Source organism: Nonomuraea sp. IBHARD001, assembly GCF_056106265.1.
This window is the reverse complement of sequence record NZ_JBWBBW010000002.1, coordinates 6981373-6997294: the sequence shown is the minus strand read 5'-3', so window position 1 is coordinate 6997294 and position 15922 is coordinate 6981373. Positions and strand designations below refer to the sequence as shown.

The following is a 15922-nucleotide window of genomic DNA, read 5'->3' as shown; positions in this document are numbered from 1 at the left end:
CACCCTCGGCCCTACGACGCCGTCACGTTCGCGGATGCCGTCGCCTCGCTCTTGCGTCCTCGAAGTACCACCAAGGCGACCACGAACGCGGCCACCAGCAACCCGGTCCCCACCGTGAACGCCGTCTGGAACCCGGCCGTAAGCGCCTCAACCCGGGCGAGTCCGCCACCGCCCAGCAACGACTCGGTACGCCCCGCCGCCACCGTCGACAGGACGGCGACTCCGAGCGCCCCGCCGACCTGCTGTGTCGTGTTGAACAGCCCGGACGCCAATCCGGCGTCCTCGGCCCGAGCGCCCGACATCCCGAGCCCGGTCAGGGCGGTGATCGCCAGTCCGAAGCCGCCTGCCGAGATGAGTGTGGGCAGCAGGTCGGTGACATAGTCGGCGTTCCCGGCAGGCAGCCGGGTGAGCAGGCCGATGCCGACGGTGAGCAGGGCGAGCCCGGCCAGCAGTACGGTGCGTTCGCCGAACCGGGCGATGACCCTGGCCGCGACGAACAGCGAGACGAGAGCGATGGCGATCGCGGCCGGCAGCATGGCGAGTCCGGTCTGGGCGGGGCTGTAGCCGAGCACCCCGTTCATATACAACGCGACCAGCACCTGGAACCCGAACAGCGAGGCGACCATGAGCAGCTGGATGACATTGGCCCCACTCACCTCCCGCGAGGCGAACATCCGCAACGGCAGCAGCGGTCTGGCCGCCTTGGCCTGACGCAGGACGAACCCGGCGAGCAACACCAAGGACACCAGCCCGAGTACGGCGACACGCCCCGAGGCCAGGCTGTACGACTCGATCTCGATGATCGTGTAGACGCCGAGCATGAGCCCGGAGGTGACCAGCGCGGCGCCGAGCGCGTCGGCGCCCTGGGCGAGGCCGAGGCCGGTGTCGGGAGTGAGCACGCGCAGGGCGAGGACGATGGCGGCCACGCCGATGGGCAGGTTGACGAAGAAGATCCAGTGCCAGCTCAGCGCCTGGGTGAGCACACCGCCGAGCACCTGGCCGAGCGAGGCCCCTCCGGCGCCGACGAAGGCGAAGGCGCCGAACGCCTTGGCCCGCTCGGCAGGCTCGGGGAACAGCATGACGATCATGCCAAGGCTGACGGCGGACGCCATGGCCCCGCCGATGCCCTGCAGGAACCTGGCGGCGATCAGCGTCTCGGGCGAGGCGGCGAACCCGCAGAGCACCGAGGCGAGCGTGAACACGGCCAGTCCCGCCACGAACATACGCCTGCGCCCGGTCAGGTCGCCGAGCCGCCCGGCGAGGAGCAGCAGTCCGCCGAACGCGATCATGTACGCGTTGACGGTCCAGGTGAGGCCGGAGGGGGTGAAGCCGAGGTCACGCTGGATGGCGGGCAGCGCCACGGTGACGATCGAGCCGTCGAGGATGATCATCAACATTCCGGCGCAAAGGATGGCGAGAGCCAGCCATCGGGAACGGGTGGGAGCAGTATCGATCATGGAACTCTCTCCAGTCGGGAGGGCGACGAGAGAGACCATAACAGATAGTCCAGAAATAGACGATCCTCTATCGGACTACCTTGAGCACTCCGTGTGTGAGGCAAGTCGGCCGTGCCAGGCGCCGCCGAAGCCCGGGCCTGCCCGAACGCACACAAAGCCTCCCAAAGCCCTAGCTTCCCCAAGGCCCCAGAAGGCTCGAAGCCTCAGGAGTCGCAAACCCCCGCCTACTTCCGTCGAGCCCGTCGCACCGGTCGCTCACCTTCGGCCGGTCGGGCCAACTCGCCCTCAAGCAACTGCGCCAACCCGGCCGTGAACGCCCCCCGCTCGGCGTCGGGCAGCGAGTTCAACACCTCCGCGTGCACCCGGTCCACGATCGCCTGTCCCCGCCGTACGCTCTCCACCCCCAGGGGTGTGACCGCGATGATCCGAGCCCTCCGGTCGGTGCTGGACGGCCGTCGCTCGGCCAGCCCGGCTGCCTCCAGTTCGTCCACGGTGACCACCATGGTCGTCTTGTCGAGGTCGGCGATCTCGGCGAGCTGGATCTGGGTGCGTTCGGCCTCCAGGGCGTGGAACAGCACGCAGTGGGCGCGAGGGGTCGTGTCGACCTCGGCCAGGGCGGCGGCGAGCTTGGTGTTCATCACGTGGGCGGCGTGGACCAGCATGCCGGTGAGGTCGCGAACGGTCCTGGCGGGGACGGGCTCGGCGGCGGAGTCGGGTGCTTGCGTGCTCATGCCCCGAGAGTACGTCAGGTAATGGATAGTTTCGCAGCGGAACCATCATGGGCGCGATCGACGATCACGTCCAGGGCCGAACGGAAGTGCGCGCACCCCATCAGATCGGGATGATCGCAGGCAAGGGCGCAGTCGAGGATCTCCAGGGACGCCTGCGCCTCGGCGATCCGGAGTTCCAGGGCGGCCTTGCGGCGGGCCAGGGTGTCGCGCCGGGTGGCGGGGTCGGCGGCGTTGAGCATCTCGTGGATCTCCTCCAGGCTGAACCCGGCCTCCTTGCCTCGAATGATCATCGCGATGCGGTACTCGTCGGCGCGGCCGTACCTGCGGCGGTCGCCGCCGACGCGCTCCGGATCGAGCAGCCCGACGGCCTCCCAGTGCCGCAGCACATGCGTGGCCACCCGGAAGCGGGCGGCCACCTCGCCGATGCTTGACTTCATGTCGACATTAAGTCGCATGCTCAGCGACATGTCCAACGAGATCACGCCCACCGCCCTGCTCACCCTCCTCGACCAGGTCGACCGCATGCCCGCCGCCGTCGCCCTGCGTGAACGCACCTACGAACTGCTCGGACTGGAGTACGGCACGACCGCGGTCGACGTCGGCTGCGGCACGGGCCTGGCCGTGGCCGAGATGACCGGGCGCGGCCTGACAGCCGTCGGCCTCGACCTCGACGACGCGATGATCGCCGAGGGCCGCCGCCGCCACCCGGCAGCCGATCTCCGCGTGGCCTCCGCGACCGATCTGCCGTTCGGGGACGGCGTCCTCCACGGCTACCGTGCGGAGAAGGTGCTGCACGACATCGCCGATCCCGCCGCCGCGCTCGCCGAGGCGCACCGGGTCCTGGTCGCGGGCGGCCGGGCCGTACTGGTCGGGCAGGACTGGGACACGATCGTGCTCGACTCCGACGATCCGGCGCTGACCAGGGCCGTCGTCCATGCCCGTGCCGACGAGGTCGCCTCGCCCCGGTCGGCGCGTGCCTATCGGAGCCTCCTGCTGGAGGCCGGGTTCGAGGACGTCGAGGTGGAGGTGACGGCCGGGATCTTCACGGGGGACGCGGCGATGCCGATGGTAGGTGGCTATGCGGCCGTGGCCGTGCGGTCGGGGGCGATCACCGAGGAGCGGGCTCGGGGGTGGCTGGCGGGGTTGGCGGACAGGGCGCGCCGGGATCGGTTCTTCCTGGCGATTCCCATGTTCGTGGCGTCCGGGAGTCGTGCGCGGCGGCGAGGCGCGTAAGTTGGCCGCTATGAAGAATGTTGCGATCACCAATGGCAGAGTCGTCCCCGTCGAGGGGGAGACGATCGAGAGTGGAACCGTTCTGATCCAGGACGGTGTCATCGTGGCGGTGGGCGCCGACGTCGCGGTGCCCGACGGCGTGCCGACCGTTGACGCGGCGGGCGGCTGGGTGCTGCCGGGCTTCGTCGAGGCGCACGGGCATCTTGGCGTGCACGAGGACGGCGAAGGCTGGGCCGGCCAGGACACCAACGAGATGACCGACCCGAACGGCGCCAGGCTGCGCGCGCTCGACGCCATCAACCCGGCCGATCTTGCGTTCGCCGACGCGCTGGCCGGTGGTGTGACCACTGTGGTGATCAAGCCGGGCTCCGGCAATCCGATCGGTGGTCAGACCGTGGCGGTGAAGTGCTGGGGCAGGCGTGTCGACGACATGGTGATCCGCCAGCCCGCCAGTGTGAAGAGCGCGCTGGGCGAGAACCCCAAGCGTGTGTACGGCGACCAGAAGAAGCTGCCCTCCACCCGCCAGGGTGTGGCCGCCGTGATCAGGGACGCCTTCACCAAGGCGCAGGACTACAAGCGCAAGCGCGAGCACGCCGAGGCCGAGGGCAAGCCGTTCGACCGCGACAACACGCTGGAGGTGCTGGTCAGGGTGCTCGACGGCGAGCTGCCCTGGTCGCAGCACTCGCACCGGGCCGACGACATCGCCACCGCGATCCGGCTGGCCGACGAGTTCGGCTACCGGCTGATCGTCAATCACGGCACGGAGGCGCATCTGCTGGCCGACGTCCTGGCCGAGCGCGGGATCCCGGTCGTGATGGGACCGCTGTTCACCGCGCGGTCGAAGGTGGAGCTGCGCCAGCGTTCCCTGCGCAACCCGGGCATCCTGGCCAGGGCGGGCGTGCAGCTGGCGATCACCACCGATCACCCGGTCGTACCGATCCACTTCCTGGTGCACCAGGTGACACTGGCGGTGAAGGAGGGCCTCGACAGGGACACCGCCCTGCGCACCATCACCGTGAACCCCGCCAAGATCATGAAGCTGGACGACCGGGTGGGTTCGCTGCGCCCCTGCCTGGACGGCGATGTCGTCATCTGGTCGGGCGACCCGCTGGACGTGATGAGCAGGGCACTGCGCGTCTTCATCGAGGGCCGCGAGGTCTACACCTACTCGGACGAGCACGGCGAGGGCACCGTCCTCGACCCGTACTACCGCGAGTAACCGTAGATCGGGCAGCAGGTCAAGCGGCCGGTGTGGGCCCCTCGGGGAAGCGGATGACATTGCGCCCCGAGTACGCCCGCAGGTCGACGACCTTGGGGTCCGGCGCCGGAGGCCTGCGGCGATCGGTCGAACGAATGTCGCGGATCTTGTGCCGCGCGACGTGCGGCGGCACGACCACAAGCCTCTTCATCGAGCCCCCCGGCGTGATGTCCTGTTACATCACATTCTCTACAGTTTGCCCCGTAAGGCTGGTGTAAAGATCGTTTCAGTACGGCAGGCGGCGACCCGATGGAGTCCGCAGGTCCAGATCGGACGTGCGTGCCGGGCGTCGCCTGACCGGCGTTCTGGCGATCCTTATGCGTCTCATGGGTCTGCCCCCTCTCTTGCCTTACCTCACCCTGTGCAGACGTCCTTGACGGAGCCTTGGCGAGAGCTTGCAGTCGAACTGGCGTGTCAGCCAACCTAGCCCCCGCCTCTTCCCCGGCTCAATGCCTTTAGCCACACAAGACGACAACTCATACGCCAAACGTGTGGGACTTGTGGGGAAAGTGCAGCGTAAGTGGCATTTCTCCCTCGCCGTTACCGGACCGACATGCTCCTGTGCGGCAGCCGTGAACCGGCCGAGAACGCACCGCCGATCCGGCTCGCGACTCTGGAGAAGTCCACACGAACGGGGAGTAGAACATGCGAAAAGTACTGACGATCACCGTGCTCGGCGGCATGCTGGCAGGCGGCGGCGCGGCCGTCTTCCTGGCCGCTCCGGTCCAGGCGGCAGGCACGGCGAAATGCGCCTTCAATCCGAACAAGGTGGAGTACGCAGACAGCGCCTCCGTCGCCAAGGCCCAGCACAGGCGCTGGTGCGGCTACGGCCTCATCGGCAAGGACGGCGGCTGGACGGCCAAGGGCAAGGCCTGGATCGACCTGCGCAACGGTGACGTCCCGCCGGGCCGTACCACCAAGGCGGCCTCGGCGCAGCTGGTGAAGTACCGCAAGCTCGGGCTCTGGAACCCCAACAAGATCGAGTACTCCGACAGTGCGGTCGTCACGGCCCGCCAGTTCACCAGCTGGTTCAAGAAGGGCTTCATCGCGGCCGACGGCGGCTGGACCAAGCGGGGGCTGGCCCAGTTCAACTAGGCGCGGTATCAACACGGGATGACAACGGGGAGATCGGCGCTGCCGCTGATCGTCGTGTGCGCGGCGTGGGGCGTCTTCTGGGGAGCCTGGGCGGCGCTGCTCCCCGCGGTCAAGGCCGGGCTCGGCGCCGGTACGGCCGAGCTGGGCCTGGCCCTGGGCGCGGTGCCGATCGGCGCGATTCCCGCGATGGTGCTCACCGGGCGGCTGGCCGGGGGCAGGGAACGGGCGGCCCTGGCCCTGAGCACGGCCGTGTTCGCGGGAGGCGTCGCGGCGATCGGCCTGGCGGGATCGGTGATCGCCCTCGCCCTGGTGCTCCTGGTCGTCGGCGCCGGCAGCGGAGCACTCGACGTCTCCCTGAACATGGCCACCGGCCGAGCCGAACGCGACCTCGGCCGCCGCCTCTTCCAGCCGGTGCACGCCGCCTTCCCGCTCGCGGTGATCGTCGCGGCACCGGCGGCGGGGGCGGCCAGGCAACTCGGCGCGACACCGGGCGTGCTGGTGTGCGCGGTCGCGGCCCTGCTGCTGTGCGCGGCGGCGTATGCGACACGCCTGACGATCGGCGCGGGGGTGGCCGAGCCGGGGCGGCGCATGGGGGCGGGCTCGGCAGACGAGCAGCCGCCCGAGCTGGGACACCGCGAAGACAGGCGGCGCACAGGTGCAGGCCCGGCCGATGGGCGAGCGCCCGCGCCGGGGCGCCGAAAGGGCGGGTGGTTGCGGTGGGCGGTTGTCGTGCCGGGTGGGGTGGCCGCCTGTACGCTGGTTGTCGAGAACGCCGTCGAGCAGTGGGCGGTCCTCCTGCTGGAGGATACTCGCGGCGCCCCTGCTCTCCTGGCCGCCGCCGCGCCTGCCGCCTACATGGCGGCGCTCACCGCGGGCAGGCTCACCACTCAGGCTCTGCCGGATGTGAGTCTGCGCGCCCTCTGCGGCCTGGCGGCGATCGGCGGGGGAGGCGGCATCGTGCTGGCCGCGCTCGGGCCGGGCGTGTGGTGGTCGCTGGCGGGATTCGCACTGACCGGGTTCGCGCTCGGGCCGGTGCTGCCCGCCCTGTTGAGCCGCGCGGCGGCGGACGACCCCTCGGGTGTGCTCGTCTCGGGCGTGTCGACGCTCTCCTACGCCGGGTTCGTGATCAGCCCCCTGCTGGTCGCCTGGCTCGCCTCCCTCGTCGGCCTGCCGTACGCGCTGGCGGGGCTTGGGCTGTTGTGTGTTCCTCTGCTGGGGCTATATTTGACTGATCGTTCTTGAATGGCGTACGGTTCCGGGCATGGCGAGGACGAAGGAGTTCGATCCCGATGTGGCGCTCGGGCTGGCGCTCGAGCTGTTCTGGGCGCGCGGCTACGAGGCGACGTCGATGGGCGATCTGGTCGAGCATCTGGGGGTGGCGCGGGCGAGCCTGTATGCCACGTTCGGGGCCAAGCGTGAGCTCTACATGCGGGCGCTCGCGCGTTACCTGGAGTCCAGGGTCGATCCCGTCGTCCTGCTCTCGCAGCCGGGGCCCGCGCTTCCCGCGGTGAAGGCACTGGTCAGGCACTACGCCGAAGAGGCCGCCACCGATGTCGAGCGGCTGGGCTGTTTCGTGGTCAACACCGCGATCGAGCTCGCCCCCCACGACGAGGAGGCCGCCTCCCAGGTACGGCGGGCGTGGGACCGCATCGAGGTCGCCCTCACCTCCGCCCTCGTCAGGGCCGCCGCCCAGGGGGAGCTGCCGCAGGGCAGGGACCCGCACGCGGTGGCGAGGCTGCTGCTGACCGTGCTGCAGGGCATGCGCGTGCTGGCCAAGGCGGGGCCCGATCCCGTGCGGATCAGGGAGGCGGCCGAGCAGGCGCTGTCTTTGTTGGACTGATCGGTCTTGAATTCACTTGGAGGAGTCATGCGTTTTGCCGGAAAGATCGTCCTGGTGACAGGGGGCGGCTCGGGGATCGGCAGGGCGACGGCGGAGGCGTTCGCCCGTGAAGGCGCCAGGGTCGTGGTCGCCGGGCGCACGGCGGGGCCGCTGGCCGAGACCGTGGCGCTGCTGGGCGGCGAGGCGAGCCACGTCACGGCCGACCTCACCCGCGAGGAGGACGCCGCCCGCATGGTGGAGACGGTGGTGAGCAGGTACGGCGGGCTCGACGTCGCCTTCAACAACGCGGGCACCTTCGCGGCGGGCACGGTCGAGGGCCTGGCCACCGAGGAGTGGAGACGCCTGCTGGAGGTCAATGTGAGCAGCGTGTGGCTGTCGATGAAGTACGAGGTGGCGCACATGCGGGCCAACGGCGGCGGCGTGATCGTCAACACCGCCTCCAACCTGGGCGCGCACCGCAGGCTGGAGGGGCTCGGCGCCTACATCGCGAGCAAGGCCGCCGTCAGCGCCCTGACCAGGTCGGCGGCGCTCGACCACATCCGCCACGGCATCCGCGTCAACGCCGTCAGCCCGGGAGCGAGCGACACGCCCATGTCCATGCGTCCGGGCGAGAGCGTGGCCGACCGCGACGAGCGGATGCGGAGCGGCAACCCGATCGGCCGCGTGGGCACGCTCGCGGAGATCGCCTCGGCCGTGCTGTACCTGGCCTCGGACGAGGCGGGCTTCGCGGTCGGCACCGACCTGGTGGTCGACGGCGGCGCCGCGGCGTAAGGCTTCGGTCAGCATTCGTCAAAGCCCTGGGCTCCCCCCTCTGACCTGGGTATCTCCGGCCAGGAGAAGCACGGTGAGAGGTGGGGGACCCGATGGCCGTCTGCGAAGTCTGCGGCAATGACTACGACATGTCGTTCGAAGTGCACGCCCAGGGCGCGGTGCACACGTTCGACTCCTTCCAGTGCGCGATCCAGGCCATGGCCCCGATCTGCGAGCACTGCGGGGCCAAGGTGATCGGCCATGGCGTCCAGGTCGACAGGCGCTGGTACTGCTGCGCGCACTGCGCCAGGCAGGAGGGCGCGACCGCGATCGTGGACAGGGTGATGGCGGGCGTCCCCGCCCAATGGCCGTGAACCCCGCCCCGCACACGCCGGGTCGTGCCCGCGCTCAGGACTCCTCGTCGAGGTAGCGGAGCACGGCCAGCACCCTGCGGCTGTACCCGGGCGTTGCGGCCAGGCCGAGCTTGTCGAACACCGCGTTGACGTGCTTTTCCACCGTGCTCAGCGACACGTGCATGCGCTCGGCGATGGCGGGATTGACCAGGCCCTGCGCCAGGAGTTCGAGCGTCTCGCGCTCACGCGGGCTCAGCCTGCTCAGGGGATCGGCGCGTGCGGTCCTGGCCAGGAGCTGGCGGACGACCTCGGGGTCGAAGGCGGCGCCGCCGTGCCCGACGCGCTCCAGCGAGGCCAGGAAGTCGTGCACCTCCGACACCCTGTCCTTCAGCAGGTAGCCCAGCCCGGTCGTGTCCCCGGTCAGCAGCTTGGCCGCATAGGACTTCTCGACGTACTGCGACAGCACCAGCACCCCGACGTCCGGCCAGCGTGAGCGGATCTCCAGTGCGGCGCGCAGGCCCTCGTCGGTGTGGCCGGGCGGCATGCGCACGTCCACGACGGCGACGTCGGGCCGATGCTCGGCCACGGCCGCCAGCAGGCTCTCCGCGTCGCCCACGGCGGCCAGCACCTCGTGCCCCACGTCCTGCAGCAGCCGTGACAGCCCTTCGCGCAGCAGGACCGAGTCGTCGGCGAGCACCAGCCTCATCGCACGCCTCCGGGTTTGGGGAGGGTCGCGGTGATCGTCGTCGGGCCGCCCCGGGGGCTGTGCACCTCGAACGTGCCGTCCAGCGCCAGCACCCGCCGGGCCAGTCCGGCGAGCCCGCCGCCGTTGCCGTCGGCGCCGCCCACGCCGTCGTCGGAGACCACCACCCGCAGGGTCGAACCGTCCTCGCTCACACGCACCAGGATGTCAGTCGCGCGGGCGTGCTTGATGGCGTTGGTGACGCTTTCCCTGGTCACGAAGTACAGGGCGGTCGCCGCCTCCCGCACGGGCTCGGCGGCCAGGCCGTAGTGCACGCTCACCGGCGCGCCCGAACGCTCGGCGAGCCCGGCCAGCGCCGCCCGCAGCCCGAGTTCGTCGAGCGCGGTCGGGTAGACGCGCCAGGCCACACTGCGCAGCTCGTCCAGCAGCGTGCGCGACTCGGCGTAGGCCTGGCCGACCAGGTCCGCGGCCTTGGCCGGGTCGCTCGTGTGCGCAGCCCGGCCCAGCAGCATCGACAGGGCGACGCCGCGTTGCTGCACGCCGTCGTGCAGGTCGCGTTCGATGCGCCTGCGTTCGTCGTCGACGGCCGCGACGATGCCTGACCTGGTCGCGGTCAGCTCGTCGATGCGCAGCCGCATGACCTCCTGCCGGTCGGGCCCGACGAAACGCAGGGCCAGCAGCCGCTCGGCCGCGACCACGGCATAGGTGCACACCGCCGACAGCGCCATCGTCAGGGCGGCTCCGCCCAGGCCGAGCGTCCAGGCCCGGGTGGCCAGGCTGAACCCGGGCAGCCGCAGCCACACCAGGTCGGCGCCGCCGGTCACCAGCGCCCACGACGACCCGGCCAGCAGCAGCCCGCCGACGAACCACCCGGCCAGGACGAGGTACCCGCCGAGCAGGCCGACCACGGCACGCGAGGCGAGATAGGCGTAGACGCGTCCGCGTCCGCTCGGGGCCAGGACCAGGCCGAAGCACGAGGCCAGCCTGGCCCGCTCCCAGCCCGTCAGCCGATCGGCCGCCCGGCGGGCCCGGTCCGCGCCCAGCAGCGGGACGACGGCCAGGAAGCCGAGCTCGGCCACCGCGGTGAGCAGCCCGATCACGACGCCTGCCAGCGCCCGTGTCAGCCTCGCCCCATGCCCCGTCACAGCCGGGAAGTCTAGGCTCAGGCGTCGCGCCTGCGCAGCACGAGCAGACCGGCGACCAGCGACAGCACCGTCCACCCGGCCAGCCAGGCCAGCCCTTCGGCCCGCCCGTACGGCATCGGCGAGCCGGTCAGCGTCTCGGCCGCGTCGACCAGGGCGAGCCCGGCGAACAGCGGCATCCGCAACGACAGCTCGACGGCGAACGAGACGCCGGTCATCATCAGCATCATCGGCAGCCCGACCATCATCATGAACAGCACGGTCAGCCCGCCCGCCGTACTGCGCAGCGCCGTGCCGAGACCCAGGGCGATCAGGGCGAGCAACGCGCAGAACGCGCCGAGCGCCGCCACGTCGAGCACGATCTCGTCGGCGGGCAGCGTCACGTGACCGCCCCGGCCGAACAGCGGTGGGAAGGCCACCCACGACACCACCGCCGACGCGGCGCCTCCCACCAGACCGGCCACGCCGAGCACGGGCGCGAGCACCAGCGCCTTGGCCGTGAGCACCCGGCCGCGTACGGGCGTGGCCTGGAGGGTGGAGCGGATGGAGCCCGAGTCGTACTCGCCGGTGATCGCCAGCAGGGCCAGTGTGGCGAAGCCGAACACCGCGAACGCCGCGGCCGAGCCCACCGAGTCGCCCAGCGGCAGCACCACGTGCCCGGCCCCGTCGTTGAGCGCCTGGCTGATCGTGCCGCCGCCCATGGTCAGCGTGCCGAGACCGAGTACGGCCAGGCTGCCGAGCAGGCACCACCAGGTCGAGCGCACCGACCAGAGCTTGCCCCACTCGGCCGAGGCCGCGTCCAGAGTGCGTGTCGCCGTCATGCCCGTACCCCGTATTCGACGCTGCTCGTGGTCAGCTCCTGGTAGGCCTGTTCGAGCGAGGCCTCGCGCGGGCTCAGTTCGTGCAGCCGGAATCCGGCCTCGAAGGCCAGGTCGCCCACGCGTTCGACGGTCGCGCCGGTGGCGACGAGTTCGTGCTCGCCCTGCCGTACCACCTTCAGACCGGCGGCGACCAGGGCGGCGGCGAGTGCGCCCGCGTGCGGGCTGCGGACGGTGACGGCGCTGAGGGAGCTGCCCGCGATCACCTCGGCCAGCGGCGCGTCGGCGATCAGCCTGCCCCTGCCGATGACCACGAGGTGGTCGGCGGTCAGCTGCATCTCGCTCATCAGATGGCTGGAGACGAACACCGTGCGCCCCTCGTCGGCCATCGAGCGCATGAGCGTCCTGATCCACCGCACGCCGTCGGGGTCGAGCCCGTTGACCGGCTCGTCGAACATCACCACCTCGGGGTCGCCGAGCAGCGCGCACGCGATGCCGAGCCGCTGGCTCATCCCGAGCGACAGCGTGCGCGCCCGCCGCCTGGCCACCTCGCTCAGTCCCACGAGGTCCAGCACCTCGGCGACCCGCCCGCGCGAGATGCCGTTGCTGCGCGCGGTCGCGGTCAGGTGCGCCCGGATGCTGCGGCCCGGGTGCAGCGCCTTGGCGTCCAGCAGGGCGCCGACCTTGCGCAGGGGGTGGGGGTAGGAGTGGTAGGGCCGCCCGTCGATGAGCGCCTGCCCGCTGGTCGGCCGGTCGAGACCGAGGATCATGCGCATGGTGGTGGACTTGCCCGAGCCGTTGGGCCCCAGGAAGCCGGTCACCGCACCCGCCCTGATCTCGATCGACAGGTCGTCGACCGCCGTCTTGTCGCCGTATCTCTTGGTCACGGCCCGCAAACTGATCACCCGTACGACGCTAGGGGCGCGGCCGGGCCCGGGCCATGGGGGCGAGCCGTCGAGCCGTATGGCGGTACACCCCCATACGCACGCGTGGTGAATGGCGGCCGACATCCCGTCGCGGAGGCTTCTCCCGGCCGCCGCCTGCCAGCACACTGGCGATGTGACCGACTTCGATGTCCTTGTGGTGGGATCTGGCCCCGGCGGCCAGAAGGCGGCGATCGCCGCGGCCAAACTGGAGAAGCGCGTAGGCATTGTCGAGCGCCGCAACATGATCGGCGGCGTCTGCATCAACACCGGCACCATTCCCTCCAAGACCCTGCGCGAGGCGGTGCTGTACCTGACCGGCCTCAACCAGCGTGAGATGTACGGCCAGAGCTACCGGGTGAAGGAGGAGATCACGGTCGCGGACCTGGGGATCAGGACCCAGCATGTGATCGGCAGGGAGGTCGACGTCATCCGCAGCCAGCTCGCCCGCAACCACGTGACGGTGCTGACGGGTTCGGCCAGGTTCGTCGACCCGCACACGATGTCGGTGCTCGACGACGGCGGCCGCGATGTCAAGGTCACCGCAGACAAGATCATCATCGCCACCGGGACCCGCCCGGCCAGACCGGAATCGGTGGAGTTCGACGAAGAGACGATCATCGACTCGGACGGCATCCTGAACATGTCCGCCGTGCCCGACACGATGGTCGTGGTCGGCGCCGGGGTGATCGGCATCGAGTACGCCTCGATGTTCGCCGCGCTCGGCACCAAGGTCACGGTCGTCGAGCGGCGCGACCGCATGCTGGACTTCTGCGACCTGGAGATCGTCGAGGCGCTGAAGTACCACCTGCGCGACCTGGCGGTCACCTTCAGGTTCGGCGAGACGGTCGCGGCCGTCGAGCGCCGTCCGCGCGGCGCGCTCACCCTGCTGGAGAGCGGCAAGAAGATCCCCGCCGAGACCGTCATGTACTCGGCGGGCCGCCACGGCATGACCGACGCGCTCGAACTGCAGGCGGCCGGGCTGAGCGCCGACGACAGGGGCCGCATCGGCGTCGACGAGTTCTATCGCACCGCCGTGCCGCACATCTATGCCGTCGGCGACGTCATCGGCTTCCCCTCGCTGGCGGCGACCTCCATGGAACAGGGCCGCATCGCCGCGCACCACGCCTGCGAGGAGCCGCTGCGCGGCCTGCACCACCTGCAGCCGATCGGCATCTACACCATCCCGGAGATCTCCTTCATCGGCAGGACCGAGGACGAGCTGACCGGCTCGCACGTCCCGTTCGAGGTCGGCATCTCCCGCTACCGCGAACTGGCACGCGGCCAGATCATCGGCGACACGTACGGCATGCTCAAGCTGCTGGTCTCGCCCGAGGACCGTTCCCTGCTCGGCGTGCACGTCTTCGGCACGGGCGCCACCGAGCTCCTGCACATCGGCCAGGCGGTGATGGGCTGCGGCGGCACGATCGACTACCTGGTCGACGCGGTGTTCAACTATCCGACCCTGGCCGAGTCGTACAAGGTGGCGGCGCTGGACGCGATGAACAAGCTGCGCAGGGTGGAACGATTCGAACTGTGAGGCCGATGGGGATCGTGGCCATGCCGTGGACGAGACCGGTGCTCGCCGGGTGCCTGGTGTTGCTGCTGTCCGGCTGCGGAAGTGCGCCCGAGGCCGCACCGGCGACGGCGGCGCCGTGCCCGGCGCGCTGGGGCGGCAGCCCGGGGAAGGCGGGGGGCTGGGCCCCGGCCGAGGGCAGAACTTCGGGCGAACGGCTCGTGCCGGACATCCCCTTCGAGGCGGCGATCTGCCGCTACGGCGGGCAGGGGGCGCTGCAGGCCCGGGTCCAGCTGCCCGAGTCCGACCTGTCGGCCATGACCGCCGATCTGAACCTGGTGCCCCTGGGCTTCTCACCGAGGGCGTGCACCCTGATGGCCGACCCTCCGGCGAACTACCTGATCAGCCTGACCCACGCCGACGGCGCCTCGTCCTGGATCGGCACGGCGCGTGACGTCAACCTCTGTGCGACCACGACCAACGGCACCCTGAAGACGGGCGCCTACATCGGCGACCTGATCGACGCCTCCTACACCTCCGGGCGCTGGAGGTCCTTCCAGGTGCCGCTGGAGGGCCTGTGCGGCCGGGGAAGCGGGCGCCGCGGTCAGGAGAGGTACCTGGTGCCCGAGGGGCCGACCGGGCTCACCGTGTGCGGCCCCTCCTCCGCCCGTCCCCGGCAGGTCGGCACGGACGCCGACGCCCTGGCCAAGGCGCTCAACCTGCTCGGGCGCCGGCCACTGGACGGCACGTGCGAGCCGGGTCCTGGCCCGGCGACGAGGCTCGTGTTCACCTACGCGTCGGGGCCTCCGGCCGAGCTCGTCGTCCGGGGCGGGCTCTGCGAGGTCGAGAACATCTACCTGGAGGCCACGCCGGACGACGAGGTCAAGGGCCTCCTGCGGAAGCTGAGGCTGTGAGGGGTCAGCAGGCGCCGACGGCCTCCCACGGGCCGTGCGGGCTGGCGGGGGTGGGCTCCTGGTTGCGGGTCCACCACTTGGCGCGCCAGGCCTGGCCCTGCCAGGTCACGGTCTGGCCCTTCTCGTAGACCATCGTGTTGGCCCACGGCGTGGCCGTGCACGGGGTGTGCAGGGGCACCCGCAGCTCCTTCACCCAGGAGTTGCGGTAGAAGTCGCGTGCCCTGATGAGGACCTCGCCGCCGCTCACCTCGACCTGCAGGCCGCTGTTCTCCGAGCCGCTCAGCGCCTTCTCGCCTCCGGCTCCGTCGTCGGTCCACTGGGTCTGGACGGCGCCGGTGTTGACGACCGTGAAGCCTTCGAGGTTGCCGGTGCCGGGGACGACCTTGCGCACGGCCCAGTCGGCCAGGTTCAGGTCCCAGTGGGTGTGCGAGGTGAACAGGAAGACGTCCTTGTAGCGGCCGAGCGCCTTCATCAGCCGGTCGGCCTGCAGGTAGTCGGCCGAGTAGAGCTTGTTGCGGCTGCCGGAGACGGTGTCGGGCAGCACGTGGTGGGAGAAGACGAAGGCGGGCTTGCCCTGGGCCGCCCAGTGCGCCAGGCGCTGCTCCAGCCAGCCGAGCTGCTCCTCGCTGAACCAGACCTCGTCCCACTTGGTGGCGTCGTGGTACTTCATGTACTTCTCGGTGCCGAGGAAGAGCATCGGCACGCCGCCGACGACACGCTCGTAGTACACCTTGTCCAGGCCGGTGAAGTCGTAGAAGTTCTTGAACAGCGTGGACTCGGCGGTGCCGTTGGGCCAGGTGTTCTGGCAGAGCTTGTTCGGGTTGCAGTACTTCGGCACGTAGAACTCGTGGTTGCCGATGGTGAAGAAGGTGTCGGCCGGGTGCGGCTTGGCGTCGAGGACCTGCTTGACGGCGGCGTACTCGAAATCGTAGCCGCGCGGGGTGATGTCGCCGTTGACGACCAGCGCCCTGCCTTCGGGGTTGACCGCCTTGATCTGGTCGAGCGCACGGCCGAAGTCGGCCAGGTCGCCCTGCACGTCGCTGATCACATTGAAGGTGACCTTGCCGGCGGCCGGGTCGGCGGAGGCGGCCGAGCCGGTCATGGCCAGGCCCATGGCGACGGCGAGCGCGCCGCCCGCCACGGTGATCTTCTTGAGGGTGTGGTTCACGTAGGAGATCCCATGGCCGCA

18 protein-coding genes are annotated in these 15922 nt (G+C 70.5%); 9 read left to right on the top strand and 9 right to left on the bottom strand.

Features of this window, described 5'->3' with window-relative positions:
- Positions 1-11 precede the first annotated feature (11 nt).
- The 3 genes from ACTWNK_RS33450 to ACTWNK_RS33440 form a co-directional block, all read right to left on the bottom strand.
- On the bottom strand, positions 12-1457 hold the full coding sequence (locus tag ACTWNK_RS33450; protein ID WP_474308908.1) for an MFS transporter: 1446 nt from the start codon (positions 1455-1457) through the stop codon (positions 12-14).
- A gap of 224 nt (positions 1458-1681) precedes the next feature.
- Positions 1682-2188, bottom strand: a complete 507-nt coding sequence (locus ACTWNK_RS33445; protein WP_474308907.1) for a MarR family winged helix-turn-helix transcriptional regulator — start codon at positions 2186-2188, stop codon at positions 1682-1684.
- 14 nt (positions 2189-2202) lie between these two features.
- Positions 2203-2625, bottom strand: coding sequence for a helix-turn-helix domain-containing protein (locus tag ACTWNK_RS33440; protein WP_474308906.1), 423 nt, complete (start codon positions 2623-2625; stop codon positions 2203-2205).
- Between ACTWNK_RS33440 and ACTWNK_RS33435 the strand changes: the two genes are divergently transcribed.
- Entirely contained in the window at positions 2624-3421 is a 798-nt protein-coding gene (locus ACTWNK_RS33435) for a methyltransferase domain-containing protein (protein WP_474308905.1), read from the top strand. The genes ACTWNK_RS33440 and ACTWNK_RS33435 overlap by 2 nt on opposite strands.
- Positions 3422-3431: 10 nt before the next feature.
- The gene (locus ACTWNK_RS33430; protein ID WP_474308904.1) at positions 3432-4640 is read left to right on the top strand and encodes an amidohydrolase; all 1209 of its coding nucleotides are present in this window, start codon (positions 3432-3434) and stop codon (positions 4638-4640) included.
- Between the two features lie 19 nt (positions 4641-4659).
- Here ACTWNK_RS33430 and ACTWNK_RS33425 read toward each other — a convergent pair whose 3' ends face one another.
- Entirely contained in the window at positions 4660-4830 is a 171-nt protein-coding gene (locus ACTWNK_RS33425; RefSeq protein WP_474308903.1) for a hypothetical protein, read from the bottom strand.
- Between the two features lie 494 nt (positions 4831-5324).
- Between ACTWNK_RS33425 and ACTWNK_RS33420 the strand changes: the two genes are divergently transcribed.
- The 5 genes from ACTWNK_RS33420 (at position 5325) to ACTWNK_RS33400 (ending at position 8738) form a co-directional block, all read left to right on the top strand.
- Positions 5325-5774, top strand: a complete 450-nt coding sequence (locus ACTWNK_RS33420) for a hypothetical protein (RefSeq protein ID WP_474308902.1) — start codon at positions 5325-5327, stop codon at positions 5772-5774.
- Positions 5775-5792: 18 nt separating this feature from the next.
- Positions 5793-7016 (top strand): MFS transporter, encoded by a 1224-nt coding sequence (locus tag ACTWNK_RS33415; protein ID WP_474308901.1) that lies wholly within the window; start codon positions 5793-5795, stop codon positions 7014-7016.
- Between the two features lie 19 nt (positions 7017-7035).
- Positions 7036-7614: a TetR/AcrR family transcriptional regulator gene (locus ACTWNK_RS33410; protein ID WP_474308900.1), complete on the top strand. Its 579-nt coding sequence runs from the start codon at positions 7036-7038 to the stop codon at positions 7612-7614.
- Between the two features lie 27 nt (positions 7615-7641).
- A complete protein-coding gene (locus ACTWNK_RS33405; protein ID WP_474308899.1) occupies positions 7642-8385 on the top strand; it encodes an SDR family NAD(P)-dependent oxidoreductase in 744 nt (247 codons plus the stop codon).
- Positions 8386-8477: 92 nt separating this feature from the next.
- A complete protein-coding gene (locus tag ACTWNK_RS33400) occupies positions 8478-8738 on the top strand; it encodes a hypothetical protein (RefSeq protein ID WP_474308898.1) in 261 nt (86 codons plus the stop codon).
- A gap of 34 nt (positions 8739-8772) precedes the next feature.
- Here the strand turns inward: ACTWNK_RS33400 and ACTWNK_RS33395 are convergent, their stop codons facing one another.
- The 4 genes from ACTWNK_RS33395 to ACTWNK_RS33380 are packed head-to-tail and all read right to left on the bottom strand — an operon-like array spanning position 8773 to position 12285.
- Positions 8773-9423 (bottom strand): response regulator, encoded by a 651-nt coding sequence (locus ACTWNK_RS33395; protein WP_474308897.1) that lies wholly within the window; start codon positions 9421-9423, stop codon positions 8773-8775.
- Positions 9420-10565, bottom strand: a complete 1146-nt coding sequence (locus tag ACTWNK_RS33390) for a sensor histidine kinase (protein ID WP_474308896.1) — start codon at positions 10563-10565, stop codon at positions 9420-9422. Before ACTWNK_RS33390 ends, ACTWNK_RS33395 begins: the two co-directional genes overlap by 4 nt.
- A gap of 17 nt (positions 10566-10582) precedes the next feature.
- A complete protein-coding gene (locus tag ACTWNK_RS33385) occupies positions 10583-11383 on the bottom strand; it encodes an ABC transporter permease subunit (RefSeq protein ID WP_474308895.1) in 801 nt (266 codons plus the stop codon).
- Entirely contained in the window at positions 11380-12285 is a 906-nt protein-coding gene (locus ACTWNK_RS33380; protein ID WP_474308894.1) for an ABC transporter ATP-binding protein, read from the bottom strand. The genes ACTWNK_RS33385 and ACTWNK_RS33380 overlap by 4 nt, the downstream gene beginning before the upstream one ends.
- A 154-nt stretch (positions 12286-12439) precedes the next feature.
- Here ACTWNK_RS33380 and sthA point away from each other — a divergent pair, with 154 nt between their 5' ends.
- Complete coding sequence (gene sthA / locus ACTWNK_RS33375) at positions 12440-13843, top strand: Si-specific NAD(P)(+) transhydrogenase (RefSeq protein ID WP_474308893.1); 1404 nt, start codon at positions 12440-12442, stop codon at positions 13841-13843.
- Between the two features lie 5 nt (positions 13844-13848).
- Positions 13849-14733, top strand: coding sequence for a hypothetical protein (locus ACTWNK_RS33370; protein ID WP_474308892.1), 885 nt, complete (start codon positions 13849-13851; stop codon positions 14731-14733).
- A gap of 4 nt (positions 14734-14737) precedes the next feature.
- Here ACTWNK_RS33370 and ACTWNK_RS33365 read toward each other — a convergent pair whose 3' ends face one another.
- Positions 14738-15901: a DUF4073 domain-containing protein gene (locus ACTWNK_RS33365; RefSeq protein WP_474308891.1), complete on the bottom strand. Its 1164-nt coding sequence runs from the start codon at positions 15899-15901 to the stop codon at positions 14738-14740.
- Between the last annotated feature and the right edge of the window lie 21 nt (positions 15902-15922).